Consider the following 26046-nt stretch of genomic DNA (forward strand, 5'->3'; position numbering starts at 1 on the left):
ACACGGTGCGCGTCACCGACGACAAGGGCGCCTGGGACGACCAGCAGGTCACCGTCGTCATCAACGGCACCAATGACGTGCCGGTCGTGACAAATAGCCACAACTGGATGTCGAGCGACCCGTCACAGCAGGCGGCGACCGGGCATCCCGACGGCTATCCTCTGCTCGTCAACATCCCGACCGATCCGGACGGCAACAATCTCACGGTCACGGCAGCGAGTGTACCTATCGGCGTTTATTACTTCGATGGGGCCGCCTACCACGTGGTAACTTCGGGTATGACGCTGTTCCAGACCGGTGGCATCAATCTGCTGGATGACCTTGTTTATCGGCCGACGGCGACCGCCAACGACACAGTAAACCTCAACCTCTCGCTCAACGTTTCAGACGGTCTCGTCACGACGACGGAGAACGTAGGAATCCACGAGGTTGCACCCAACCGTTTGCCGACCGACTCATCGGAGGTCAGCAACGACGGTCACCCGCTGACCTCCGGCAGTAGCCAGACCCACGACCTCACAATATCGCAAACGACCGTCAACGGCATTATTGCCGACCCGCATGGCTCGACGGTCGTCGTCTACACCGATTTTCAGAACACGCCAATCACTACCCCGATCCCAGCCAGCGAGCAAAATCCTGGTACATTTAACGACGGCAGTACTGGTTCGCACCGAGAGCAGGAAGTGCAGGCCGAGATCGTCATCAACGGCAACCACTTCGTCGTGGTGGAAGCTGATACGACCGCAGCCAAATTCGAGCAGAGCTGGTTCTATGACTCGGCCAGCGGCATGATGAAGGCGACGGTGAATTACGACAACATCCTGCTCAATGGCACTGGACAATCGCTTGCAAACTATCTGATCGACCATCCGCCATCAGCTGGCGACACTTGGACCTTGCTTTACACCGATAATGCCGGCGGCCCATATCAGGCGCGTACTCTGCAGTTCGATTTCTTCACCCATGATCCGGGCGATCCCGGCATCACGGTGACGGGCGACGCGACCTTGCCCGATCAGATCTATGGCACTTCCGGTCACGACGTGCTGAGCGGCGGCGGCGGCAACGACATCATATATGGCGCCGGCGGTGACGACTTGATCATCGGCGGTCTCGGTCAGGACACGATGACCGGCGGCACAGGCGCCGACACGTTCAAGCTCGACCATCTCGATATCAAGGATCTGATCGCCGACTACCATGGCGGCGAAGGCGACAAGATCGACTTGAGCGCGCTGTTCGACACGGCGCCAGCCAATAGCATCAGCAACTACGTGCACTACAACAGTGCGACCAGTACTGTGAGCGTCGACACCAGCGGCTCCGGCAATGCGGCCAACTTCGTGGATGTTGCCGTTCTGCAAAACGCACCTGCCGCCGGAACGATCAACATTCTCTACGATGACTCGAACCACGTGCAGCACACGGCCACGATTTAGCACTTATGCGTGGTCGTGCTCCCGTGCTACATATTAGAGAAGAATAAAATGGCGGTTTGGAGAGGGACTTATATGAAGCGTTGTACAAAATTGCTGGCTTCGGCCGCGCTGCTGCTGCTGGCGGGATCGACGGGCTTCGCCGCGGACATCATCGAGGGACCTGTAGGCGACTATTGCCGCACCGTCGGCACGTCCAACCTGGTGCTGGACGACAACATCGTCGACCTCAAGCAGCAGGTGGTAAAGCTGATGGACGAATCGGTTGCCGTCGCCAAGAGCCCGGAATGGATCAACTCATCCCGGCCTGCTTTCGTCTGGGCTTCGGAAGCCAAGGTCGCCTGCGGCATGGCCTATGGCTATCTGAAGACGAACTACAAGGACGAAGACACGCTCAACAAATGCGAGTGTTTCCACGATCGCATGGTCGAGTACATGCACTGACCGGATGGGCCGCGCCTGTTGCCATCATGACATCGGACGGATCAATTTCATGGGCGATCGCCGCAACGATCGCCCTGTTCAGCCTTGATCTGTCCGCCGCGGAGGTCGGCGCCAACCGGCTGGGCCGGTGCCGATTGCGTGCGCGGCGTGTTCGTACCCGGGCCACGACACATGAAATGCTGCCGACCATCGCGCCGCCAGGCGCGTCAAGGCGCCGACTCCCGGCTTTCACCGATTAAAGAACAGCAAGACGGCGCGGCAAGTCCGCCGTAACATGCATTGAGGACCAGACCGGGCAATATCCGGCGGCAGACGGGGTGGAGCAATCATGGAAGCTGTCCGGCAGGGCCGCAGTCCGCGGATCTGGGCAATCGCCCTGGCGCTCGCCATGCCGTTGTCGGGCTGCCAGTCGAAAGGCGGCGTTTCCGAAGTGCTCGATCCGGCTGCCGTCACCGCACCCGCGGGACAGAATGGCGTCGCCGGCGTCGCTCCGGCCCAGGCGAGCCAGTCGCTCGGCACCGGTTCGGCCAAAGTCACGATGCTGCTGCCCTTGTCGGCTCCCGGGCCGTCAGGGGAAACCGGCCGCAAGATGCTCGACGGCGCCAAGCTGGCGATGACGGATATCGGCAATGGGTTGCTGACGCTGACGATAGAGGACACGAAAGGCGACAGCGCGCAGGCCGGAAAATTGGCCGTGCAAGCCATCACGACGGGATCCAAGGTCGTCATCGGCCCGACCGAACTGTCGGCTGCCCAGCACATTGCCACGCTGTCCGGCTCGACGCGCCCCCCGGTTCTGGCGCTTGCCGACAATTTCGCCGGCAGCGCCGGGGTTTATGCCGTACGCCTCAGCGAAGCCGACAGCGCCGCGGCAGGTGCCGCGGGGCTCGCCGCGAAAGGCCGCAAGAAGTTCGTGTTGCTTGTCGCGGAAGGCTCGAACGCCAGCGCCGTGGAGAAGCGGGTGGCGAACGGCCTCAGCATCTATGGCGCGACGCTCGCGGTTACCCTGGCCTATCCGGCCGGTGACGGGGGCACCAAGGCTGTCGACCAGATGGGCTCACTCGTCGACGCTCCCGACGCGGTCATTATTGCCAGCGGCGATGCCAGCCCCGCGCCAGTCCTTGCCGCCCTGAAATCAAAGGGCATTCCGGGGAAAGCGGTTTCAGTCGTCGGAACCGACCGTTGGCTGGAGCGCCCGATGGATCCACTGTTCGAGGGGGCATACATCGCCACGCTCGATCCAGGCGAAACTGGACCGATCGCCGACCGCTTCAGGACGACATACAACTACCCGGCCGACATCAATGTGGCCTATGCCTATGATATGGTTGCCCTGACAGCAGGGATTGCCAGCGCGGTCGGACCCGACGGCTTCAGCAAACAGACCCTCGAAAACCCGAACGGGTTTCGCGGATCGACTGGTTTGTTCCGTTTTCGCGCTGACGGTTCCAGCCAAAGATCGATGCCATTCTATCGGATAGAAAAGGGTGCGCTCAAACTGGTTGCCAAATCGACGTCGGGCTTCTGACCGGCCGCCGGCGGGACCTTGCGCGAACGCCGAGCCGGCCTGATGGACCGGCATGCCCGCCTGGTGATCGCGATCGGGGGCCTCGAGCTCATGCTCGGAATTGTCCTGATCATGCAGGCCGGTGCCTTGCTTTCTCTCGGCCGGCCTGCCGGTGCGCCGTCCCTGGAAATTGCCGGCAAGCAAGCAAGCCCGACGGCCGCGGCCATTCCCGACGGACAGTTGCGGGAACCGGCGCGGCGGATTGCCGAGAGCCTGATCGCCCCGCCGCCGGTCGACGTGTCGGAGATCGAGCGGGTCGAAGCCCGGCCGCCGCTGGGAGAACTCGGCCTGGCCGTACGCCCCCCAACACCTATGCCGCAAAACTGGCGGGAAACCCTGCTCTATCGTCCGATTGCAACGTCGTCGGCGGTTTTCGAATCGATGGGGTGGAAGGTGGTCATCAGCGGAACTCAGGACATCGGCGTGGACCATACCTGTTCGTTTCGCGACGAGGTCTGGCCCTGCGGCCAGCGGGCCCGCGCGGCCTTCAATGCCTGGCTGCGGGGGCGCGCGCTGAACTGTTTCCTGCCGCCGGAAACCGAGCGTTTCGCCATTGCCGCGCCGTGCCGGCTGGGCAAGCAGGATGTCGGCGCCTGGCTCGTCGCCAATGGCTGGGCGATGGCGCTGGCCGGCGGTATCTATGGCAAGGCGGAAACAATTGCCAGGAACGCCGAGATGGGTATCTTCGGACCGCCGCAATAGGCAGAAGTTGACCGTCAAAACGCGGAATTTCTCACAAACCGGCTTCGTCGGGGGCAGATCGAAGACGCATTCGGCTTTTTTCCATCAAATTGTACAGTTCGGCGAAACCGAAATTACGGCAGGCAGGCCTTATACCAGCCGACCTGACAGGAGATTGGCCAATGACGAGACCGATGGCGACCACAACTGCCCAGGCCTGGAAGCAGGTCGCATGGCTGACATTGCTGGGGACCGCCGGAAGCCTCGGCCTTTCCCTTGGCCTCAACTACCTGCTTCTGTTCAGCGATGCGCTAACGCCATTCGCCCGCAGCATGATCACCGCGGGACTGCTGCCGGTCATCATCGGCCTGCCGCTTTTCGCGCTGATCGGCTGGAACCGGGTCGAAATCCACCGCTACCGGCAGGAACTCAACAGGTCCGGGACGTATGACAGGCTGACGGGCTGCCTGAACGGGCCGGTTTTCACGTCGATGGTCGAGCGACGGGCAGCCAGGCGATCGGGGCCAGGACCGCGCTCGGGCGCCTTCCTGATCATCCACCCCGAACACCTTCGATCCATCAACATGCGCTTTGGCCTTGAATGGGGCGACGAGGCCTTGCGGCTCATCGTCTCGACCATCCAGTCGTCGGTGCGTGAGGAGGACCTGATCGGACGCATCGGGGCCTCGATGTTCGGGGTTTTCCTCCCTGGCGCGACCGAAGCGGAGGCCAAGGAGATCGGCGAGCGCATCCGCACGCGTATCGCGCAAGTCTATTTCGCGCCAAAAGGCACCGAGGATGTCCTCACTATCAAGGTCGGCGGCGTGATGCTGGAGAACGAAATGGAGTTCTCGGACATGTTCCGGTCCGCCGAACAGCACCTGTCCGACGTGCAGGATGAAGGCGGGTTCGAACTGACGCATCTCCACAGCTGACGACGACCAGGGAAGCGGGTCAATTCAGAGGAACTGGTGCTGCGAGAGAGGATTGAACTCTCGACCTCTCCCTTACCAAGGGAGTGCTCTACCACTGAGCTACCGCAGCCGCTGATGGCGGGGCTTCTGCCATATCGAACCGGCAAGCGCAAGGCCAAGAACAACGCTTCTGTGAAAGCCTTTGCCGGATAGCTTTCAATGACATGGCGGCGCCACAATGTTGGCTATCCCTGAACGGCAGATTTGGCCGGGTCGCCGGCCGGGACGGGACGATGAGCGACAAGACGATATCACCAAAAAAGGGCGGCACGAACCGCAAGGACCGGCTCGCCGAGCAGTTGCGCGCCAATCTGCAGAAGCGCAAGGCGCAATCGCGCTCGCGCCGCACGGGTGAAGCCGACCTGAGGCCGGACGGGCTCGGTGCGGCTAAGGAAATACGGAAAGATTAACTCAAATCGGCCACTCTTGGCCCGGATGCGTGGAAATCCTATTTCTTGAACCACACCGGCCAATGGTCTAGAGGGGCCGATACTCAAACGATTGAACCGGCCTTTTTGGCCGAGAGGGACATTCTCCAATGGATCGCATCAGAATCGTCGGCGGCAACAAGCTTGCCGGAAGCATTCCGATCTCGGGCGCGAAAAACGCCGCTTTGCCGCTGATGATCGCCTCGCTTTTGACCGACGACACGCTGACGCTGGAAAACGTGCCGCATCTGGCCGATGTCGAGCAGTTGACCCGGATCCTCGGCAATCACGGCGTCGATTACTCGGTCAATGGCCGCCGCGAGAAGCAGAATGAAGGCTATTCGCGCACCATCAACTTCTCCGCCCGCAACATCGTCGACACGACGGCGCCTTACGAACTGGTGTCGAAGATGCGGGCGTCATTCTGGGTGATCGGGCCGCTGCTGGCTCGCATGGGCGAGGCCAAGGTATCGCTGCCCGGCGGCTGCGCCATCGGCACGCGCCCGGTCGACCTGTTCCTCGAAGGCCTGCAGGCGCTTGGCGCCGATCTCGACGTCGACACTGGCTATGTCATCGCCAAGACCAAGAATGGCCGCCTGGTCGGCAACCGCTACGTCTTCCCCAAAGTCTCGGTCGGCGCCACCCATGTGCTGATGATGGCGGCTTCGCTGGCCAAGGGCGAGACAGTGCTGGAAAACGCCGCCTGCGAGCCTGAAATCGTCAACCTGGCCGAATGCCTCAACGCCATGGGCGCCAGGATTTCCGGCGCCGGCACCCCGACCATCACCATTGACGGCGTCGAGTCGCTGTCGGGCGCGCGCGTGCGCGTCATTCCCGACCGCATCGAGACAGGCACCTATGCCATGGCCGTCGCCATGACCGGCGGCGACGTCGTGCTCGAAGGCGCGCGGCCGGAGCTGCTGCAGACCGCGCTGGACGTGATTTCGCAGACGGGTGCCGAGATCACCCAGACCAATTCCGGCATCCGCGTGAAGCGCAATGGCGCCGGCATTTCGCCGGTCGACGTGACGACGGCGCCCTTCCCGGCCTTCCCGACCGATCTGCAGGCGCAGTTCATGGGCCTGATGACCATGGCCAAGGGCAAGTCGCGCATCACCGAGACGATCTTCGAGAATCGCTTCATGCACGTCCAGGAGCTGGCCCGACTCGGCGCCCATATCACGCTTTCGGGCCAGACGGCGATCGTCGACGGCGTGGCGAAGCTGAAAGGCGCGCCGGTCATGGCCACCGACCTTCGCGCGTCCGTCTCTCTGGTCATCGCCGGCCTCGCCGCCGAAGGCGAGACCACGGTCAACCGCGTCTACCATCTCGACCGCGGCTTCGAGCGGCTGGAGGAAAAACTGTCCAACTGCGGCGCGGTGATCGAGCGCATTTCCGCCTGACGACCGACGGCAGCCGCTTCGGACGGAGACGGCCCCGTAGGGCTTTCATCCCTTGCCGGCACCGCAAAGCCGAGGCAATTGCCTCGGGTGGAAGTCGTGTCGCGGTTGCACCGGCCGGAAAGACCGCCTAACAGAGGGCTGAAACCAACCTTAGGTGCAAATTCCGCATGGCCCTCAAGCTTATCGCGCTCGACGACCAGGATCTGAGCATCGTCTCGGCTCATGTCCAGGACGCCGTGATGAAGGTGTCGGATCTCGAATTCCTGCCTGCGGCCAAGCGTTTCGTGCTGACCATGAACCGTTTCGTCTGGGAGGCCAAATCCGGCCTGTTCCGCCAGCACAATGAGCGGCGGCAGGCCGTGCTGCATTTCGACCGGGTGCTGGGCGCCAAGACCAACGGCATTGCCCGCGACAAGCCGGCCGAAGTGCTGTCCCTGCTGGCGATCAGCTTCATCGAGATCAGCAAGCCGGCCGGCATCGTCGAACTCATCTTTTCGGGCGGCGGCACCATCATGCTCGATGTCGAATGCATCGAGGCCCGCCTTGCCGATATAGGCGGCGCGTGGGAAGCCACGTCGCGCCCCATTCACAAGGCTTGAGCGCGCCATGGCCATCACGCTTCGCCAGTCCGACGCCGATTTCGAGCAGCGCTTCGCCGCTTTCCTGACGACCAAGCGGGAAGTGTCCGAGGATGTCGACGCAGCGGTTCGCCAGATCATCGCGCGCGTGCGCGCCGAGGGTGACGCGGCCCTGATCGACTACACGCAACGGTTCGATCGGGCCGATTTGACGAGCCTCGGCATTGCCGTGTCGAAGCAAGACATTGCAGCCGCTTACGAGACGGCTGATCCAAGGGCGATCGAAGCGCTCGAATTCGCGCGCGATCGCATCCGCTCCCACCACGAGCGGCAGCAGCCGAAAGACGATCGCTACACGGATGCCGCCGGCGTCGAGCTCGGCTGGCGCTGGACGGCTATCGAGGCTGTCGGGCTCTATGTGCCGGGCGGCACGGCGAGCTATCCAAGCTCGGTGCTGATGAACGCCGTACCGGCCCGGGTGGCCGGTGTCGAGCGCGTCGTCATGGTTGTGCCGGCCCCGGGTGGCATCATCAATCCGCTGGTGCTGGTGGCGGCCGACATATCAGGCGTGACCGAAATCTACCGCGTCGGCGGCGCGCACGCGATCGCCGCCCTTGCCTATGGCACAGAGACCATAAGGCCGGTTGCCAAGATCGTCGGACCGGGCAATGCCTATGTCGCGGCGGCCAAACGCCAGGTGTTCGGAACGGTCGGCATCGACATGATCGCCGGCCCCTCGGAGGTGCTCGTGGTGGCCGACGGCAGCAACAATCCCGACTGGATCGCCGCCGATCTGCTCGCCCAGGCCGAACACGACGTGTCGGCGCAATCGATCCTTATCACCGACGATCCGTCCTTCGGCAAGGCGGTCGAACAGGCGGTCGAACGCCAGTTGCAGACCCTGCCGCGCGTTGAAACGGCAGCGGCGAGCTGGCGCGATTTTGGCGCGGTGATCGAGGTCGCGACCATCGAGGCCGCGCTGCCGCTGGTCGACCGCATCGCCGCCGAACATGTCGAACTGGCCATCGACGATGCCGAAGGTTTCCTGTCGCGGATGCGCAATGCCGGCGCCGTCTTTCTCGGGCGCCACACGCCGGAAGCCATCGGCGACTATGTCGGCGGCTCCAACCACGTGCTGCCAACCGCGCGCTCGGCGCGCTTCTCTTCGGGCCTGTCCGTGCTCGATTTCGTCAAGCGGACTTCGATCCTGAAGCTCGGGCCGGAGCAGTTGCGCGTGCTCGCGCCAGCGGCGATCGCGCTGGCCAAGGCGGAAGGGCTCGACGCGCATGGCCGGTCCGTCGCTATCCGGCTGAACATGTAGGCTGAGATGACGGGCTCCGATCAAACCCGCGCAAAACTGATCGATGTCGAACTCGATGAATCGATCGGCCGTTCGACGCCCGATGTCGAGCATGAGCGGGCGGTGGCGATCTTCGACCTGATCGAAGAGAACAGCTTTCAGCCCGTAAACGACAGCGGGGCCGGCCCCTACCGGCTGAAACTGTCGCTGGCCGAGCAGCGGCTGGTCTTTGCCGTTACCCGCGAGAACGGTACCCCGGTGGTCACTCACATCCTGTCGCTGACGCCGCTCAGGCGCATCGTCAAGGATTACTACATGATCTGCGAAAGCTATTACGACGCCATCCGCTCCTCGACGCCGAGCCATATCGAGGCGATCGACATGGGCCGGCGCGGCTTGCATAATGAAGGTTCGCAGACGCTGATGGACCGGCTGTCCGGCAAGATCGACATCGACTTCGATACGGCGCGCCGGCTGTTCACGCTGGTCTGCGTGCTGCACTGGCGGGGCTAGCCCTGGTAACCGGCGCCCTGCCCCGCTCGATCCTGTTCGTGTGCGGCATGAATGCCGTGCGCTCGCCAATGGCCGAGCAACTGGCGCGCCGGATGCTGCCTGCCACCATCTTCGTCGCCTCGGCCGGCGTGCGCGCCGGCGAGCGCGACCCGTTCGTCGATGCCGTGCTGGCGGAGGAAGGCCTGTCGCTGGGCGAGCGTCATCCCAGGACGCTGGACGATCTCGAGGACGACTATTTCGACCTGATCGTGACGCTGGCGCCGGAAGCGCACCATGCCGCTCTGGAGCTCACCCGCTCGCTCGCCGTCGAGGTCGAATACTGGCCGACACAGGACCCGACCAATGCCGGCGGCACACGCGAGCAGATCATGGCGGCCTACCGCGACGTGCGCGAGCGGCTGAAGTTGCGCATAAGCCGACGTTTCTTGACTTCAGAGGCAAAAAACGCGGCTGATTAAGCGTGTTCACAAGCGGACGATTATCATATAGGTTCCGCCGAAATTCCGGCTAGAGTCGGATGATTTCAGGTCTGTTCGACCTGAAATCATCCGACTCTAAACCAAGAAGTAGAGCATGATGTCGTCCGAAAACCGCTTCGCACGTTTCGGCATCATGCTCTAAGCGCTGGAACTGCAATCCAAGCAAAGGTATCGAATGCCGAAGGAAGAAGTCCTCGAGTTTCCGGGTGTCGTGACGGAATTGTTGCCCAACGCGATGTTCCGGGTGAAGCTCGAAAACGAACACGAGATCATCGCCCATACGGCCGGCCGCATGCGCAAGAACCGCATCCGCGTGCTGACCGGCGACAAGGTTCTGGTCGAGATGACGCCATACGACCTGACCAAGGGCCGCATCACCTACCGCTTCAAGTAAGATCAGGCTTGGCCGGAACGCGATGAGCATTTTGCAGAAGCTGGTGCTTGCCTCGGGTTCGCCGCGCCGCATCGAACTGTTGCAGCAGGCCGGCATCGAGCCGGACCGTATCCTGCCAGCCGATATCGACGAAACGCCGCTGCGTGCCGAGCATCCACGCTCACTGGCCAAGCGGCTGTCGAAGGAAAAAGCCGAGAAGGCGTTCGCCTCGCTGAACACCGAGACGGATCATGCGCCAAGCTTCGTGCTGGCTGCCGACACCGTGGTCGCGGTCGGGCGGCGCATCCTGCCTAAGGCCGAGACGCTGGACGATGCCGCCAACTGCCTCGGCTTGTTGTCCGGCCGCTCGCACCGGGTCTATTCCGGCATCTGCCTGATCACACCGGGCGGCAAGCTGCGCCAGCGACTGGTCGAGACGCGGGTGCGTTTCAAGCGGCTGCCGCGCGAGGAGATCGAAGCCTATGTCGCCTCGGGCGAATGGCGCGGCAAGGCCGGCGGCTATGCCGTCCAGGGTCTCGCCGGCTCGTTCGTCGTCAAGCTCGTCGGCTCCTACACCAACGTCGTCGGCCTGCCGCTCTATGAGACGGTGGCGTTGCTATCGGGCGAAGGCTTCAAGATCCATCAGAGCTGGCTGAGCGCACGGCCATGAATTCCGACTCCAAAATCACGCCGCTGCGGCCAAAGCGCCCCTGCCCCGAATGCGGCAAGCCGTCGGCGCGCGACACCTTTCCGTTCTGCTCGGCCCGCTGCAAGGACATCGACCTCAACCGCTGGCTGAAGGGCGCCTATGTCATCAAGGCCCGCGACGACGAGGAAGAACCCGACGCCGACAAGCCCAAGTAAGACCGGGATCGCCCGTCAGGCGGCCTCGGTCTTGCGGCTCACGCGCGCCCAGGCCGGCAGCCAGTCGCCGTGAGCGGCCAGGAGATCATCGACCAGTGACCAGATCTGGTCGAGGTCGAGTTCGGCCGCCGTGTGCGGATCCATCATCGCCGCATGGTAGATGTGTTCGCGGTTCTCGCTCATCAGCGCCCGCACCGTCAGTTCCTGGACGTTGATGTTGGTGCGGATGAGCGCCGTCAATTGCGGCGGCAAGTCACCTATATAGGTCGGCTGGATGCCGGAGGCATCGACCAGGCATGGCACTTCGGCGGCGCAGTCGCGGGGCAGCGAGGTGATGCAGCCATTGTTGCGGACATTGCCGTAGATCACCGACGGTTCGCCGGTCCAGACCGAGTTCATGATCGAGGAGGCATACTCCCTGGACTCCTCGACCTCGATGCGCTGGGCCGAGCGGTAGGCCTGCGCCTGGTCTTTCCAGCGCTCGATCTGCTCGATGCAGCGCTTGGGGTATTCGTCGAGCGGAATGCCGTATTTCTCGATCAGATCGGGGCGACCCTCCTTGATGAAATAGGGCGTGTATTCGGCGAAATGCTCCGAGCTTTCGGTGACGAAATAGCCGAGCCTGGTCAGCATCTCGTAGCGCACCTTGTTGGGGCAGCGCGGATTCCAGCCGGGTTTGGGCGCGCGGCCTTCGCGATAGGCGCGCACGAGATCCGGATAGAGGTCGCGGTAGGAGCCGTCGGGCTGGCGGTGCTCGAATTTCAGGTAGAAGGCCATGTGGTTGATGCCGGCCGAGCGGTAGCGGATGTCCTCGTAGGGAAGGCCGAGATCATGCGCCAGTTCCATCGCCGTGCCCTGCACCGAATGACAGAGGCCGACCTGCTTGATGGTGGGGTATTTCTCCGAAATCGCCCAGGTGTTGATCGCCATCGGGTTGACATATTGCAGCATGATCGCTTCAGGGCAGACGGCGAGCATGTCCTCGCAGATCTTCCACAGATGCGGCACGGTCCTCAGGCCGCGCATGATGCCGCCGACGCCGAGCGTGTCGGCGATCGTCTGGCGCAGGCCGTATTTCTTCGGCACTTCGAAGTCGGTGACGGTGCAGGGCTCGTAGCCGCCGATCTGGAAGGCGACGACGACGAAATCGGCCCCGGCAAGTGCCTTGCGCTGGTCGGAATAGGTCTCGGCCTTCGCCTTCACGCCGAGCGTCGCGATCAGCTTGTTAACGACGATGGCGCTCTCTTCCAGCCGCTGCGGATTAATGTCCATCAGCGCGATCGTCGCGCCCGAGAGAGCTGGCCGCTGCAGCACGTCGCCGACAATGTTCTTCATGAACACGGTCGAGCCGGCGCCGATGAAAGTGATCCTGGGATGTCTTGCCATGCTAACCTCCGGCATACGTTCAAGCCACATCGAAAGCGGCTCGGACGAGCCGTTCGGTGTAGGCGGTCTTGGGATTGGTGAGAACCTCGTCGACGGGTCCCTGCTCGACGATCTTGCCGTGCTGCATGACGATAACGCGGTGGCACAGCGCGCGCACCACCTTGAGATCGTGCGAAATGAAGAGGTAGCTGAGGCCGCGCTCGTCCTGCAGCTTGCGCAAGAGGTCGATGATCTGCGCCTGGACGGACAGGTCCAGCGCCGATGTCGGCTCGTCGAGCAGGATGAATTCGGGCTCGAGCGCGATGGCGCGGGCGATCGCGACGCGCTGGCGCTGGCCGCCGGAGAATTCGTGCGGGAACCGCGACAGGATATCGCCCGGCATGCCGGCGCTGACCAGCGCCTCGCGCACCCGGTCGACCCGCTCGGCTCGCGTCGCGCCGATGCTGTTGACGATGAGCCCTTCCTCGATGATCTGGCCGATCGTCATGCGCGGATTGAGCGAGGAGAACGGATCCTGGAAGACGATCTGCATGCGCGAGCGCAGCGGCCGCATCTCGTTGCGCGACAGGCCCTGGATCGATTGGCCGTCGAAACGGATCTCGCCGCGCCTGGCGTCGATCAATCTCAGCAGCGCCTGGCCGAATGTGGTCTTGCCGGAACCGGATTCGCCGACCAGCCCCAGCGTCTCGTGGCGGCAAAGCCTGAGGCCGAGATCGTCGACGGCGACCAGCTCGCGCCAGTCCGGCTTCAGGAAACCGCCGTGGCGCAGCATGAAGCAGACGCGCACGTCATTGGCCTCGAGGATGGCGCCGCTGCCCTCAGGAAGCGGTTGCGGACGTCCGCGCGGCTCCGAGGCGAGCAGCCGCTGCGTGTAGGGATGCTGCGGATCCGCAAACAACCGTTCGGTGACGTTGTGCTCGCACATCGCGCCATGCTGCATGACGTAGACATAGTCGGAGAATTTGCGCACCACGGTGAGATCGTGGGTGATCAGGATCACCGCCATCCGCAGCTCTTTCTGCAGATTGCGGATCAGGTTCAGGATCTGCGCCTGGACGGTGACGTCGAGCGCGGTGGTCGGCTCATCGGCGATCAATACGTCGGGATCGTTGGCCAGCGCCATGGCGATCATCACGCGCTGCCGCTGACCGCCCGAAAGCTGGTGCGGATATTGCTTGAGCCGCGCCTCCGGCTCGGGGATCTGGACATGCCGCAGCAGTTCGAGCGCCCGTGCCCAGGCCTGCCGGCGGCTCACCTTGCGGTGCACCCGGATCGCCTCGACGATCTGGCTGCCGACCGTATAGATCGGGTTGAGCGAGCTCATCGGCTCCTGGAAGATCATCGAGATGCGGTTGCCGCGCAGCTTGCGCCGCTCGCTCTCGGGGAATTTCAGGATGTTCTGGCCGTCGTAACAAATGCTCGACCGAGGCGACACGGTGGCCCGCCGCGACAGCAGCCCCATGACGGCGCGTGCCGTCACCGACTTGCCGGAACCGGATTCGCCGACGATGGCAATCGTCTCGCCGCGATAGAGCTGGAACGAGGTGTCCTTGACCGCTTCGACAACACCGTGCTCGACCTTGAATGCGACCTCGATGTTGCGGGCGTCGATGATGGGCTGGTCCTGGCGCCCGCCATGGTCATGACGAACGGTTGGGGCGAAGGAATCGGCGAGTACGACGGTCATCCCGGCCACCTCAATACGGATCGACGGCGTCGCGCAGGCCGTCGCCCAGCGCGTTGAAGGCAAAAACGGTGGCGAGCACGAAACCGACCGGCGACAGGATCCAGGGATAGGTGCCGATGACGGAATAGGTCGCGGTGTCCTGCAGCATCAGGCCCCACGAGATCAGCGGCGGCTTGACCGCGAAGCCGAGGAACCCGAGGAAGGATTCGAGCAGCACCACCGTCGGGATCGCCAAGGTGACGGCGACGATCACGTGGCTCATCACATTGGGCAAGATGTGCTGCAGGACGATGCGCCGGTCGGTGGCGCCGACCGCCATGGCGGCGCGCACATATTCGATGCGCGCCAGCGCCAGCGTCTTGCCGCGCACCTCGCGCGACATCTGCGCCCAGCCCAGCGCCGACATGACGATGATGACGAAGGCGAGGAAGACGTTGGTCGGCGCGGTGACGGGGATCAGCGTCGTCAGCGCCAGATAGAGCGGCAGCTGCGGGAAGGCCAGCACCAGTTCGACGAAGCGCTGCATCCAGACGTCGAACCGGCCACCGAAATAGCCGGAAACCATGCCGACGGTGGTGCCGATGACGGTGATGATGAAGACGACGGTCAGCGCGATCATCAGCGAGACCCGTGAGCCGTGGATGGCGCGCGACAGCACATCGCGGCCGAACTTGTCGGTGCCGAGGAAATGTACAGGCTGGCCGTCCGTCGAAGCAAAGAAATGCCGGTCCGCCGGGATCAGCCCGAAGAGCTTGTAAGGCGCGCCCTCGACGAAGAAGCCAAGCAGCCTCGGATGGTCGTAGTCGGGGCCGACGACGGGCTGGAAGGTGACCGGATCGAGGTCGACCGAATCGGCCAGCGCATAGACCCTCGGTCGCGCGACGAAATTGCCGTCCTTGTCGTGGAAGGAAGGCAACTGCGGCGGGGCGAAGCCGACATCGGTCGCCTTCGGATCCATCGGCGCCAGGAATTCGGCGAACGCGGCCATCACCAGCAGCAGCACGACGAGCCAAAGCCCGGCCATGCCGGTCCAGGAGCGCTTCAGCCGGCGCCAGACGAGCGCGACATAGCTCTCATTGCCGCGTGCCGGCTTGGCGACGATGGATCCTTCGGCCGGCAGCGGTGGGGGTGACGGATCGCGGGCCAGCATCTAGCTCTCTCCGTATTGGCGGATGCGCGGGTCGAGCAGGACGAGCAGCATGTCGGCGATGATGTTGCCGACGATCAGCGTCGCCGACAGCACCATCATGAAGGTAGCGGTGACATAGACGTCGCCGACCGCCATCGAACCGACGATCGCCGGGCCGACGGTCGGCAACGCGAAGATGATCGCCGTCTCGATCTCGCCGGTGAGCATGTAGGGCAACACCACGCCCTGATACATGACGAGGGGATGCAGCGCATTGGGCACGGCATGGCGCATGACGACAGCGCTGCCGGTCAGTCCCTTGGCTCTCGCCGTCTCGACATATTGCGCGTTGAGCGTATCCAGGAGATTGCCGCGCATGACACGCATATTGTAGGCGAGGCCACCGAAAGTGGCGATCGCCACGACCGGCCAGACATGCTTGACCAGGTCGACGAACTTCGCCCACGACCACGGCGCGCCGCCATATTGCGGCGAGAAGAATGAGCCGATCTCCGAGACGTTGAACTGGAAGACCAGGAGGTAGACGATGATCAGCGCCATCAGGAAGCGCGGCACGGTCATGCCGAGGAAGGAGATGGCCGAGAGCGTCGAGTCGATCCAGGTGTATTGCCTTGTCGCCGCCCATATGCCGAACGTGATGCCCAGCACCGAGGCCAGCAGATGGCAGACCAGCGCCAGGAGCAGCGTGCGCGGCAGGCGCTCGCCGACGACATCGGCCACCGGCTTGTTGTAGTAGAGGCTGTAGCCGAAATCGCCGCGGGTGATGATGCCGCCGATCCAGTTGAGATACTGGACGGGCAGCGGTTTATCGAGGCCGTGTTCGACGCGGTAGGCCTGCGCCTGCGCATCGGCCTCGGCGAAGGACGCGCCACCCTGGTTGATCAGCTGCGAACGGATGTAGTCGGCATAGTCGCCAGGTGGCGCCTGGATGATGGCGAAGGTGACGAGGCTCAGGATTGCGAGGACCGGTATTGCCGACGCTATGCGCATAGCCAAGAATCGCAGCATGGACGGTCGGCTTCCTCATTTCGCCGGACGCTCTCATTGAGGGTCGTTCGGAGGGTTGATCTGTCCCGGCCGCGCCTGCGGCGCGACCGGGTCTCTCTTGGTCAGGGGAGGTAAACTTACATCGGACCCTTGTCTCCGGGCTTGCCTGGGAGTTCCTGCGGGAACAATTCGTATTTCGCCTGCTTATCGGCCGCGACGAAGACGCGTTCGCGGACGATCGAATCCTCGGCCCAGTTGAACATGAAGATCGGCGTGCCCTGCGGAATGTTCGAGAAGCGCTTGTTGACGATCAGCGCGCCGGGATATTCCGTCAGGCCGACATTGTAGACGTGTTCGGTCGAGATCTTCTGGAACTCTTTCATCAGACTGGCGCGTTTGTCGTTGTCCTCTGACGCGACGAACTTGTTGACGATGTCGACGAGGTCTTTTTCGAAGGGCATCAGGTCGACCTCGCCGCTTTCCGGCGCACGGTGATTCCAGCTGGTTTTCGGGCCGACAGGCGCAAGCTGTTCGGTGTTCTGCACGACCGAGGTCAGTTCCTGGTCGTTGCGCCGGATCAGCCAGTCGAAACGGCCGGAATATTGCGAGGCATCGCGCTGGGTGCCGTTGAGGCCGTTCAGCACGACCCTCAAGCCCAGCTTTTCCATTTGCGCGACGACACCTTCGGCAAGGCTTTTGTCGGTGCCGTAGTCGTTGTTGACCAGCATCACGATCTCGACGTTCTTGCCGCCGGCGGTGCCGGCCGGGAAGTTCACGAAACCGTCGCCGTCGGTATCCTTGAGGCCGGCCTTGGCAAGTTCGGCCTTGGCGCCCGCGAGGTCGAACGGATAGTAGACGGTCGACCTGCGGTCATAGAAGCTGGTGCCCGAGGAGAAGCCGCCGGGATAGATGGCGGTGAACGGCCCCTTGACCAGGGAGTCGCCCAGCGCCTTGCGGTCGAGCGCCATGGTGACGGCCTTGCGGAAGTCCTCATTGCGGTTCAGCTCACGGACTGCCTGGCTTCGCTCGTCCGGGTTGCCCCAGCCATTGGCGGAATAGTTCAGGCGCAGATTGTAGCCGATGAGGCGTGGACCAAAGGCGAGCCGCGCCGGCGCGTTGGCTTCAGCGGCGCGCTTCAGCGAGGCGACAAAGTTTTCCGGCTGCTCGAGGTTGGAGAAGTCGCCCGAGCCGGCAACCGCCTGGACGTCGCGGTCGGCCCAGGTCGACAGCTTGTATTGCAGTTCGTTGAGATAAGGCAGCTGGTTACCCTTCTCGTCGACCTTCCAGTAGTAGGGGTTGCGGCGCATGACGATGATGTCGTCCGGCCGGTATTCGACCGGCACCCAGGCGCCCATCACCGGCATGTTCATATATTCCGGCGGGAAGGCGTTCTTGAACTGGTCGTAGGTGTTCTTCGAATATTTCGGATGCTGCGGCTTCAGTATGTGCGCGGGGCCCGGGCAGAAGGTGCCGTAGGCCATGGCGTAGAGGTATTGTTTCGGGAAGGCGTCCTTGAACGTCCACTCGACGGTGTAGTCGTCGATCTTCTTCAGCGTCGTGCCGACGCCGAAGGTTTCCGGCGTCGCGCCATTGAGCGGCGAGACGTTCGGGTCGACCACCTCGTCATCCCAATAGAACATGACGTCGTCGGCGTTGAAGGCCACGCCATCGGACCATTTGGCGCCCTCGATCAGATGCATGGTCAGCTTGTGGCCGTCCTTCGACCACTCCCAGCTTTTGGCGAGGTTCGGCAGCGGCTCGGTGTCCTTGGCTTCGACCTGGAACAGCGGCGCCGTGCGCGTCAGGCATTCGGAGAGGCCGATATCGATGCCGCCCCAGCCCTGCGTCTGGCCGGCGCCATAGTTCCAGCCTTCCGGCCGGCCGCCGATGACATGGCGCATCGTGTCGCCATAGACGCCGACGCCGTCAGGCATGTTGGCGGTCTTGAAGACCAGCGGCTCCTTCGGCAGCCTGTCCTTCACCGGCGGCAGCTTGCCGGTCTTGACGTATTTTTCGGTCACCCAATCCGGCTCGTGATATTCCGGCAGGGCCTTGAACTCCAGGATGGAGTCGCGCGCGACGTATTTGATCTTGCCCTCGGCCGGAAAGGTCGCCGGCACCGGCGGGACTGTCGGCTCTGAAGCGAAAGCGTTGGGTGCCGGAACCGAGACGCTCAGCGCCAGTCCGGCGGCAATGCCAATGCTGCGTAGGTTTCTCATAATCTCCTCCCTCATGTTCAGACGTTTTCTGCTGCTCGTCTTCTGCCCGAAACTGACTGCGGTGGACCTGCCTCCCGTGGGTTCGCCGCCGCGCCGGATTTTTCAGCCGGCCTGTTTGAGCGCGGCTTTTTCGGCGCGCAATTCCTCGATCGAGCGCACGTTTCGCCGCGCAGCACCGGCCCATTCGCGGGTCTTGACCGCGGATTTCGACAGCCGCTCCTTGGCGGCCGGAACCGCATGCGCATATTGCGGCAGCCATTGGGCCTGGGCGACGACCATTTCGTCCACCATCTGCCAGACTTCCTCCGGCGTCGACACCGCACCGACCAGCGGGTCGTGCAGCACGGCGAGCTTCAGGAGATCGATGTCGCCTGATATCGCGGCATGGACCGACATGCGCTGGACGTTGATCGAGGACATGCAGGTGGCCGCACAGGCTTCCGGCAGCGTGATGCCGGCGGCCATGTTGATGCCGAAACGGTCGACGAAGCCGGGCGACTCGATGATGGCGTCCTGCGGCAAATTGGTGATCACCCCATTGTTCCTGACGTTGAAGTGGCCGCGATAGACGCGGTTTGTCTCCAGCGCCTCCAATATGTGGCTGGCATGCTCGTTGGAGCGCTTCTCCGGATCGATCGGCTTCGACGCCGCTTCGAGGAATTGCGGATACTCCGTCTCGAACCAGTTGCGGGTTTCGGTGGAATAGCGGAGATAGCCGCCGGTCTCGCCATGGATCCAGTCCGACATGTCGATCCAGCGCGTGATCTCGTCGGGACGCTTGCGGTACCAGGGCAGATATTCGGAGAGATGGCCGTTGCTCTCGGTCGAATAGACGCCGAAGCGCTTCAAGACATCGATGCGCAGCTTTTCCTGCTGCGAATAGACCGGATGCGCCTCGAAGGCGGCGATCAGCTCATCCTTGCCGATCCTGCGGCCATTCAGCCGCAAATCGATGAACCAGGTCTGGTGATTGATGCCGGAACAGACATAGTCGAGCTCGTGCCTGGACTTCGCACCCAGCACCTCGGCGATCTGCTCGGCGCCATGCTGGACGCCGTGGCAGAGGCCGACCGTGTCGACCTTGCCGTATTCGATCGCCGCCCACGTGTTCATGGCCATCGGGTTGGCATAGTTGAGGAATTTGGCGCCCGTCGCGGCGACCTCGCGTATGTCCTTGCAGAAGTCGAGGATCACCGGGATGTTGCGCTGGCCATAGAGGATGCCACCGGCGCAGATCGTGTCGCCGACGCACTGGTCGATGCCATATTTCAACGGAATGCGGATGTCGTCGGCATAGGCCCCCAGACCGCCGACCCGCACACAGCTGATGATATAGCGCGCGCCTTCGAGCGCCTTGCGGCGATCGGTTGTCGCCGTCACCCTGGTTGGCAATCCGTTCGCCTCGACGACCTTGTCGAGGATCGCCTTGATCATCCCGAGATTGTGTTCGCTGAGGTCGGTCAGCGCGAATTCGACATCCCTGAATTCGGGCACGCACAGGATGTCCGTGAACAGTTTCTTGGTGAATCCGACACTGCCGGCACCGATGATAGCGATTTTGAAACTCATCTGCCGCACCTCATCCTATTCCAGTGACAGGCCGGAGGTGACAGGGGCGGGTCGCAGCCACATGCCATGGCATGTGTGCGGGACAAGCCGGATTCCGGCCTGTCAACCTCCCTGTCCGCTCCTCGCCTGCGGATCTCTCTCGCTTTTCGAGGGGGATTATGCCCTTATTCACGAGCGCGACCAGAGAAGGATTATGCTTTCAAGGGTAATTTTGTGCTACGAGATTTGATCGCCAACGGACAGTCGATGCGCACGATCTCGCTGCCGCGCGGCCGGCAGCGCCTGCATGCCATGCCGACAAGCACCGGCTATGAGGTGCGCGAGGACGAGATCTATGACTGGGACGGACGCAAACGCGGCCAGACGCCGTTCACCGTCCTCCAGCACACGATCAGCGGCACCGGCCGGCTGCGCTACGAGAACCGCAACTACCGCCTGCAGGAGAACGACACGCTGCTGGTGCTGGTGCCGCACAACCACCGCTATTGGCTGGCGAGCGACGAGCGCTGGGAATATTTCTGGATCTCGATGAACGGCGAGGAGGCGCTGCGCATCCACAAGTCGATCCTCAGCATCTCCGGTCCGGTGTTCCGGCTTAAGCCGGCTACGATCGACCACCTTGCCGATTGCAGCCTGCGCCTCATCAAGGGGGCGGCCTCAGCGGGTGCCGCGTCCGCTATCGCTTACGAGGCGGCGATGGCGCTCTACGACGATGTCTTCGGCTCGCATGCCTTTGCCGAAAAACAAAGCGCCATGCAGCCGGTCATCGACCATATCAACGCCAATCTCGACAAGCCGCTGCCGGTGGCGGAGCTCGTCCAGATCAGCGGCCTCAGCCGGGCCCATTTCTCGCGCCGCTTCGCCGAGAGCGAAGGCCTGCCGCCCGCTGAATTCGTGCTGCAGCAGCGTCTGCAGCGGGCGGCGAAGCTGTTGACCAAGGCGGACTTCCTGCCGGTGAAGGAAGTCGCCATCCTGTGCGGCTTCGAGGATGCGAACTATTTTTCGAAGGTCTTCCGCCGCCTCTACGGCACCACGCCCAGCCAGTTCCGCACCACCGGCATGTATGCCAATCTGCGAACGCCGGCCAGGCGCGGCGTCAGGGTGTCGGACGACGAGATATGATGCCGCTTTTGAGGCCTGTTCCATCAGGCCGCGTGCAGGCTGCCGCCGTCCAGCCACTCGATTTCGGCAGGCGAAAGCGCGATGTCCAGCGCCCGCAGACTGTCTTCCAGCTCGCCCAGCGTGCGCGGCCCGATCAGCGGAACCGACGGGAAAGGCTGGTTGAGCACATAGGCCAGAGCAACATGGATCGGGCTCTTGCGCAGCCGCGCGGCGAGCTCGATGGCGCGGTCGCGGCGGCCGAAATTGCGCTCCGAATACCAGACCCGCACCAGTTCCTCGCTGTCGCGCCTGTCGCGCCCGGCGCGCTCGGTGAAGAAGCCACGGCCCTGGCTCGACCAGGCGAAATTCGGCATCTGCCTGGATGTCAGCCAGGCCTTCCAGTCGTCGGTGGAAGAGGCGACACAACCCGCCCAGATCGGCTCCAGCATTTCGGCAAGCGAAAAATTGTTGGAAAGCGCGCCGGGCTTCTGCTTGCCGGTGCGCTCGGCATAGGCAATCGCCTCGTCCATGCGCTGCATCGTCCAGTTCGAGCCGCCGAACGGGCCACGGATGCGACCGGCCTTCACCTCGCGGTCCATGGCATCGACGAACTCGCCGACCGGCACGTCCGGATTGTCGCGGTGCATGAAATAGATGTCGACATGGTCGGTCTGCAGGCGATCGAGCGACTGGGCAAGCTGCTTGCCGATCACGTCGGGATAGCAGAGCGGCGAATGCGCGCCCTTGGCGATGATCACCGACTGCTCGCGCACGCCGCGGTTCTGCAACCACTGGCCAAGCAGCGTCTCGGTGTAGCCGCCACCGTAGACATAGCCGGTGTCGAAGAGATTGCCGCCGGCCTCGAAGAAGGCATCGAGCAGGATCGAGCCCGAGGAGAACGTGCGGAAATCCTCGAAGCCTAGCGCCACCACCGATGCCGGCTTCGCTAGGCCCGGAATGGCGCGCTTGCCGATCGCCGTGCCGCCCGACCGCAGAGGCCGGCCGGAGATGGTGCTGGTGCGCAGCGGGGCCTTTTCGATCTCGTACTCCAGTCCGACGGCTGCGCGCCATCTGTCGAGCACGCGTAAGGTGCCGAGACTGTCGGCCCAATCCATGCCCGGCCAGGCGAGCTCCTGCCGGCCGGCAAGGATGGCCTCGCCGGCGCCGTCGACCTCGAAGGAATAGACATGTCGCTTTTCGTCGACGCTGATCGTCTCGCGCGAACCGTCGGCGCCGATCACGTCGATCCGGCCGAGGCCGACATCGCGATTTCCCCCGGCGAACCAGAAGTCCGGCACTTCGATGCGGCCCTTGGTGCCGAGGATGCGCAGCACATTGTCCTGGTTCAGCGAGATGCTGCAGGAAACCTCGGCGACGATGCCGCCGGGAAAATGCAGCAGCGCCGAGGCCCATTCGTCGACGCCGGACTGGCCAAGATGAGCGGTGCCAACCACCTTGTCGGGCTCGGCGAAAGGTTGTCCCGATGCGGCCCCGGCAATCAGCCGCGCCATCGAGACGGTATAGCCGCCGACGTCCAGTATGCCGCCGCCGGCAGAATCATTGGCATAGAGACGGTGCTCCGGCATGAAGCCCGGCATGGCGAAGCCGAAGCTCGACTTGATCATTCTGACCTCGCCGATGACGCCCGACTTGATCAGTTCCACCAGCTTCAGCGTCTGCGGGTGCAACCGGTACATGAAGGCTTCGCCGAGAAAAGTGCCGGCCTTGCGCGCGGCATGGAACATGGCGTCGGCCTCGAAGGCGGTCAGTGCCAGCGGCTTTTCGCACAGCACGTGCTTGCCCGCTTCCGCAGCCCGGATCGCCCATTGCGCGTGGCCGGGATGCGGGATCGCAATGTAGACGGCATCGATGTCGGGATCGGCAAGCAGCGCTTCATAACCGTGGACGATGCGGGCGCCGGGAAATTTCCCGGCAAGGCCCGGCTTGTCAGGATTGCGCGCGCCGATGGCGACCAGTTTTCCGGTGCGGGAAGCGGCCACGCCGCCGGCGAAGGCCTGGGCGATGCTGCCCGGGCCGAGAATGCCCCAGCGAATGGGCGTGGTTGCGGTCATTGTCATTCTCCTTGAAGGCTGGAAGGGGCGGCCGGTCAGCGCAGCCGCAGCCCTTTTTCGTCGAACAGGTAGGATTTGCGGATGGAAACGGTGACCTCGGAGGTGGTGGGAACCTTCGCCGCGTCGCGCTGGATCACCACGTCTTCGCCATGGGCCGTTCGGGCGTAGAGAAAGCTCGTGCCGCCGAGATGCTCGACCACGTCGATGGCAACGACGAGGTCGGTGCCACCTTCTCCGGCACTGCCGAAATGCTCGGGCCGCACACCGACGATGACCTTGCTGCCCATTTCCGGCGCGGCGCCGGCCAGCGGCTGGGTGATACGGGTTTTCTCCTGGCCCGCAAGCTCGACCACGACCCCACGCGCATCGTGCCCGACGATCTGCGCCTTGACGAAGTTCATTTTCGGCGAGCCGACAAAGCCGGCCACGAACAGATTGTCGGGATCGTCATAGAGATCGAGCGGCCGGCCGATCTGCTCGATATGCCCGGCGCGCAGCACGACGATCCGGTCGGCGAGCGTCATCGCCTCGGTCTGGTCGTGCGTGACGTAGATCATCGTGGCGCCGAGTTCCTTGTGCAGGCGCGATATCTCGACGCGCATCTGGACGCGCAGTTCGGCGTCGAGATTGGACAGCGGCTCGTCGAACAGGAACACTTGCGGCTCGCGCACGATGGCGCGGCCGATGGCGACGCGCTGGCGCTGGCCGCCGGAGAGTTTCTTCGGGCGCCGGTCCATCAATTCGCTGATGCGCAGGATCTCGGCCGCGCGCTTCACCCGCCGGTCGGTGTCGGCCCTGGGATTGCCGGTCATGCGCAGCCCGAAGGAGAGGTTTTGCTCGACGCTCATATGCGGATAGAGCGCATAGGACTGGAACACCATGGCGATGCCTCGATCGGCCGGCTCGACATCGTTGACCAGTTTGCCGCCGATGGCAATCTCGCCGCCGCTGATGTCCTCGAGCCCGGCGATCATCCTGAGCAGGGTCGACTTGCCGCAGCCGGACGGACCGACGAAGACGACGAACTCGCCGTCCTTGATGTCGATGTTGGCGCCATGGACGACCTCGAAGGCGCCAAAGCGCTTGACCACATTGCTCAGCGTAACGGTTGCCATGCTGCCTCTTACTTGACTGCGCCGGCGGCGATGCCGGCGATGAAATGGCGCTGCAGGAGCACGAAGACGATCAGCATCGGCACGGTGAGCATCACGGCGCCCGCCATGATGCCGCCCCACGACACTTTGGTGAGGCCGATCAGCGTGCCGAGCGCCACCGGCGCCGTCATCGAACCGGGCTGACTGTTGATCAAAAGCGGCCAGAGGTAATTGTTCCACGAGGCGAGAAACAGGATGATGGCGAGTGCGGCCAGCATCGGTCGCGCCAGCGGCAGCGCGACGAAGAGGAAGATACGCCACTCCTTCACGCCTTCGACACGGGCGGCGTCGAACAGATCATCCGGCATCATCGAAAAACTTTGCCGCATGAACAGCACGCCGAGCGAATTGAAAAGCGGCGGCACGATCAGCGCCACCCAGGTGTTGGCGAGTTGGAAGTCGCGCGCCACCATGATGAATTGCGGGATCAGCACCACCGCATAGGGCAGCGTGATGGTGCCGAAGATGATGCCGACGACCACGCCTTTGCCGAAGAACTGGTAGCGCGCCAGCGCCCAGCCGGCCATCGACGTCAACAGCACCGACAGGAAGGTGTAGGTCACCGCCACCGAGACGGAGATGCCGATGGCGCCGACGAAATTGGTGTCGCGCTGCAGATTGTTGAAATTGTCGACGAAATTGCCGTGCGGCAAAAGCTCGATGCCGGGGCTGAAGATGCCGTTGTCGGGCATGGTCGAGAACACCACCATCATCCACAGCGGGAACAACCAGATCAGCGCCAGCGGGGTGAGGAAAAGATGCAGCGCGATGCTGCGCCTCAGGCGGGCGGAGGAGAGCGAACTCATTGCTTTTCCCTCGTCAGCCACAGTTGCACCAGTGTGATCGCGATCGCCAGCGCCGCCATGGTGTAGGCGACGGCCGAGGCATAGCCGAAATTGAGCGACCGGAACCCCTGGCGGTAGAGCAGCAGGCCGAGCGTCTCGGTGCCGCCGCCCGGTCCGCCGCGCTCGGTGATCAGGAAGGGCTCGGTGAACAATTGCATGGTGCCGATGATCGAGAGCACCAGGCAGAACACGATGACCGGCTTCAAGAGCGGCAAGGTGATGTAGAAGAACTGCTTGAGCTTGCTGACGCGGTCGAGCGTCGCCGCCTCGTAGACATCCTCGGGGATGGATTGCATGCCGGCCAGAAGGATGATGGCGTTGTAGCCGGCCCAACGCCAGGTGACCGCGATCATGATCAGCGCCATGGCCGGCGTGACATTGGAGAACCAGTCGATCTTGGGCAGCCCGACGCTGTTCAGAAGCTTGTTGACGATGCCGAAATCGAGGCTGAACATCAGCCGGAACACCGCCGAATAGGCGACCTCGCCGACGACGACCGGAGCGAAGAACGCAAAGCGGTAGAGACCCCTCGCCTTCAAGAGCGGCGAATTCAAAAGCACGGCCATCACCATGGCCAGCGCGATCATCACCGGCACCTGGATGACGAGAATGAGCAGCGTGTTCTTCAGCGCGTTGAAGAAGGCCGGATCGCCGATCAGCCGGCCCCAGTTGAAGCCCGGCGCGAAACGCCAGGGAACGGTGCGTGTCGCCTGGAAGGAGATCATGAACGACGAGATGATCGGCCATACCCAGAAGACGGAGAAGATCAGCAGATAAGGCGCCAGGAAACGATAGGCCGTGGCGTTGCGGTTGCGCATCCTGCTGCTTCTCCC

At 63.3% G+C, this 26046-nt stretch carries 25 protein-coding genes and 1 tRNA gene; 15 read left to right on the plus strand and 11 right to left on the minus strand.

The genetic code is table 11. The annotated features are described in order from the left end of the window. From FJ546_RS03240 to FJ546_RS03260, 5 genes are all read left to right on the plus strand, one after another. A partial coding sequence (locus tag FJ546_RS03240; protein WP_140888066.1) for a type I secretion C-terminal target domain-containing protein occupies nucleotides 1-1442 on the plus strand: 1442 nt, incomplete at its 5' end. Nucleotides 1443-1514: 72 nt separating this feature from the next. Then, complete coding sequence (locus tag FJ546_RS03245; protein ID WP_140888067.1) at nucleotides 1515-1883, plus strand: hypothetical protein; 369 nt, start codon at nucleotides 1515-1517, stop codon at nucleotides 1881-1883. A gap of 589 nt (nucleotides 1884-2472) precedes the next feature. After that, on the plus strand, nucleotides 2473-3411 hold the full coding sequence (locus FJ546_RS03250; protein WP_246686731.1) for an ABC transporter substrate-binding protein: 939 nt from the start codon (nucleotides 2473-2475) through the stop codon (nucleotides 3409-3411). A 42-nt stretch (nucleotides 3412-3453) separates the two neighbouring features. Beyond that, entirely contained in the window at nucleotides 3454-4152 is a 699-nt protein-coding gene (locus tag FJ546_RS03255; protein ID WP_140888069.1) for a thermonuclease family protein, read from the plus strand. A 161-nt stretch (nucleotides 4153-4313) separates the two neighbouring features. Then, entirely contained in the window at nucleotides 4314-5066 is a 753-nt protein-coding gene (locus tag FJ546_RS03260; RefSeq protein ID WP_246686732.1) for a GGDEF domain-containing protein, read from the plus strand. A gap of 34 nt (nucleotides 5067-5100) precedes the next feature. On the opposite strand, the gene FJ546_RS03265 is transcribed toward FJ546_RS03260, so the two are convergent. After that, nucleotides 5101-5175 (minus strand) — tRNA-Thr (locus tag FJ546_RS03265). 163 nt (nucleotides 5176-5338) lie between these two features. Between FJ546_RS03265 and FJ546_RS03270 the strand changes: the two genes are divergently transcribed. The 9 genes from FJ546_RS03270 (at nucleotide 5339) to yacG (ending at nucleotide 11043) form a co-directional block, all read left to right on the plus strand. After that, entirely contained in the window at nucleotides 5339-5515 is a 177-nt protein-coding gene (locus FJ546_RS03270; protein ID WP_140888070.1) for a hypothetical protein, read from the plus strand. Nucleotides 5516-5643: 128 nt separating this feature from the next. Next, nucleotides 5644-6936: a UDP-N-acetylglucosamine 1-carboxyvinyltransferase gene (gene murA, locus FJ546_RS03275; protein WP_140888071.1), complete on the plus strand. Its 1293-nt coding sequence runs from the start codon at nucleotides 5644-5646 to the stop codon at nucleotides 6934-6936. A 167-nt stretch (nucleotides 6937-7103) separates the two neighbouring features. Continuing rightward, entirely contained in the window at nucleotides 7104-7535 is a 432-nt protein-coding gene (locus FJ546_RS03280) for a DUF2948 family protein (RefSeq protein WP_019860404.1), read from the plus strand. 7 nt (nucleotides 7536-7542) lie between these two features. After that, nucleotides 7543-8835: a histidinol dehydrogenase gene (hisD, locus tag FJ546_RS03285; RefSeq protein ID WP_140888072.1), complete on the plus strand. Its 1293-nt coding sequence runs from the start codon at nucleotides 7543-7545 to the stop codon at nucleotides 8833-8835. A gap of 6 nt (nucleotides 8836-8841) precedes the next feature. Continuing rightward, complete coding sequence (locus FJ546_RS03290; protein WP_140888073.1) at nucleotides 8842-9327, plus strand: UPF0262 family protein; 486 nt, start codon at nucleotides 8842-8844, stop codon at nucleotides 9325-9327. Then, nucleotides 9315-9785: a low molecular weight phosphatase family protein gene (locus FJ546_RS03295; protein ID WP_140888074.1), complete on the plus strand. Its 471-nt coding sequence runs from the start codon at nucleotides 9315-9317 to the stop codon at nucleotides 9783-9785. Before FJ546_RS03290 ends, FJ546_RS03295 begins: the two co-directional genes overlap by 13 nt. 196 nt (nucleotides 9786-9981) lie before the next feature. Further along, nucleotides 9982-10200: a translation initiation factor IF-1 gene (gene infA / locus FJ546_RS03300; RefSeq protein WP_006200926.1), complete on the plus strand. Its 219-nt coding sequence runs from the start codon at nucleotides 9982-9984 to the stop codon at nucleotides 10198-10200. Nucleotides 10201-10222: 22 nt separating this feature from the next. Next, nucleotides 10223-10849: a Maf-like protein gene (locus FJ546_RS03305; protein WP_140888075.1), complete on the plus strand. Its 627-nt coding sequence runs from the start codon at nucleotides 10223-10225 to the stop codon at nucleotides 10847-10849. Beyond that, on the plus strand, nucleotides 10846-11043 hold the full coding sequence (gene yacG, locus FJ546_RS03310; RefSeq protein ID WP_140888076.1) for a DNA gyrase inhibitor YacG: 198 nt from the start codon (nucleotides 10846-10848) through the stop codon (nucleotides 11041-11043). Before FJ546_RS03305 ends, yacG begins: the two co-directional genes overlap by 4 nt. A 15-nt stretch (nucleotides 11044-11058) precedes the next feature. Here yacG and FJ546_RS03315 read toward each other — a convergent pair whose 3' ends face one another. From FJ546_RS03315 to FJ546_RS03340, 6 genes are all read right to left on the minus strand, one after another. Then, a complete protein-coding gene (locus FJ546_RS03315; protein ID WP_140888077.1) occupies nucleotides 11059-12429 on the minus strand; it encodes an alpha-glucosidase/alpha-galactosidase in 1371 nt (456 codons plus the stop codon). Nucleotides 12430-12448: 19 nt separating this feature from the next. Next, on the minus strand, nucleotides 12449-14116 hold the full coding sequence (locus FJ546_RS03320; protein ID WP_140888078.1) for an ABC transporter ATP-binding protein: 1668 nt from the start codon (nucleotides 14114-14116) through the stop codon (nucleotides 12449-12451). A 10-nt stretch (nucleotides 14117-14126) separates the two neighbouring features. Beyond that, nucleotides 14127-15266 carry an ABC transporter permease gene (locus FJ546_RS03325; RefSeq protein ID WP_140888079.1) on the minus strand — a complete coding sequence of 380 codons (1140 nt, stop codon included), beginning with the start codon at nucleotides 15264-15266 and terminating at the stop codon, nucleotides 14127-14129. Beyond that, complete coding sequence (locus tag FJ546_RS03330; RefSeq protein WP_140888080.1) at nucleotides 15267-16274, minus strand: ABC transporter permease; 1008 nt, start codon at nucleotides 16272-16274, stop codon at nucleotides 15267-15269. Between the two features lie 116 nt (nucleotides 16275-16390). Beyond that, nucleotides 16391-18472, minus strand: a complete 2082-nt coding sequence (locus tag FJ546_RS03335; RefSeq protein WP_140888081.1) for an ABC transporter substrate-binding protein — start codon at nucleotides 18470-18472, stop codon at nucleotides 16391-16393. Between the two features lie 102 nt (nucleotides 18473-18574). Further along, complete coding sequence (locus tag FJ546_RS03340; protein ID WP_140888082.1) at nucleotides 18575-20041, minus strand: alpha-glucosidase/alpha-galactosidase; 1467 nt, start codon at nucleotides 20039-20041, stop codon at nucleotides 18575-18577. Nucleotides 20042-20107: 66 nt separating this feature from the next. Between FJ546_RS03340 and FJ546_RS03345 the strand changes: the two genes are divergently transcribed. Then, nucleotides 20108-21163 carry an AraC family transcriptional regulator gene (locus FJ546_RS03345; RefSeq protein WP_181167811.1) on the plus strand — a complete coding sequence of 352 codons (1056 nt, stop codon included), beginning with the start codon at nucleotides 20108-20110 and terminating at the stop codon, nucleotides 21161-21163. A 23-nt stretch (nucleotides 21164-21186) separates the two neighbouring features. Here FJ546_RS03345 and FJ546_RS03350 read toward each other — a convergent pair whose 3' ends face one another. From FJ546_RS03350 to FJ546_RS03365, 4 genes are read right to left on the minus strand one after another with little or no spacing between them, the layout of a single operon-like run. Next, nucleotides 21187-23214, minus strand: coding sequence for an aldo/keto reductase (locus FJ546_RS03350; protein ID WP_140888084.1), 2028 nt, complete (start codon nucleotides 23212-23214; stop codon nucleotides 21187-21189). A 35-nt stretch (nucleotides 23215-23249) separates the two neighbouring features. Beyond that, nucleotides 23250-24329 (minus strand): sn-glycerol-3-phosphate ABC transporter ATP-binding protein UgpC, encoded by a 1080-nt coding sequence (gene ugpC / locus FJ546_RS03355; RefSeq protein WP_140888085.1) that lies wholly within the window; start codon nucleotides 24327-24329, stop codon nucleotides 23250-23252. 8 nt (nucleotides 24330-24337) lie between these two features. Next, the gene (locus tag FJ546_RS03360; protein ID WP_019860421.1) at nucleotides 24338-25174 is read right to left on the minus strand and encodes a carbohydrate ABC transporter permease; all 837 of its coding nucleotides are present in this window, start codon (nucleotides 25172-25174) and stop codon (nucleotides 24338-24340) included. Further along, a complete protein-coding gene (locus FJ546_RS03365; RefSeq protein WP_010914049.1) occupies nucleotides 25171-26031 on the minus strand; it encodes a sugar ABC transporter permease in 861 nt (286 codons plus the stop codon). Before FJ546_RS03365 ends, FJ546_RS03360 begins: the two co-directional genes overlap by 4 nt. Nucleotides 26032-26046: the final 15 nt, after the last annotated feature.

Origin of the sequence: Mesorhizobium sp. B2-4-19 (assembly GCF_006441315.1) — a bacterium.
GTDB lineage: Bacteria > Pseudomonadota > Alphaproteobacteria > Rhizobiales > Rhizobiaceae > Mesorhizobium.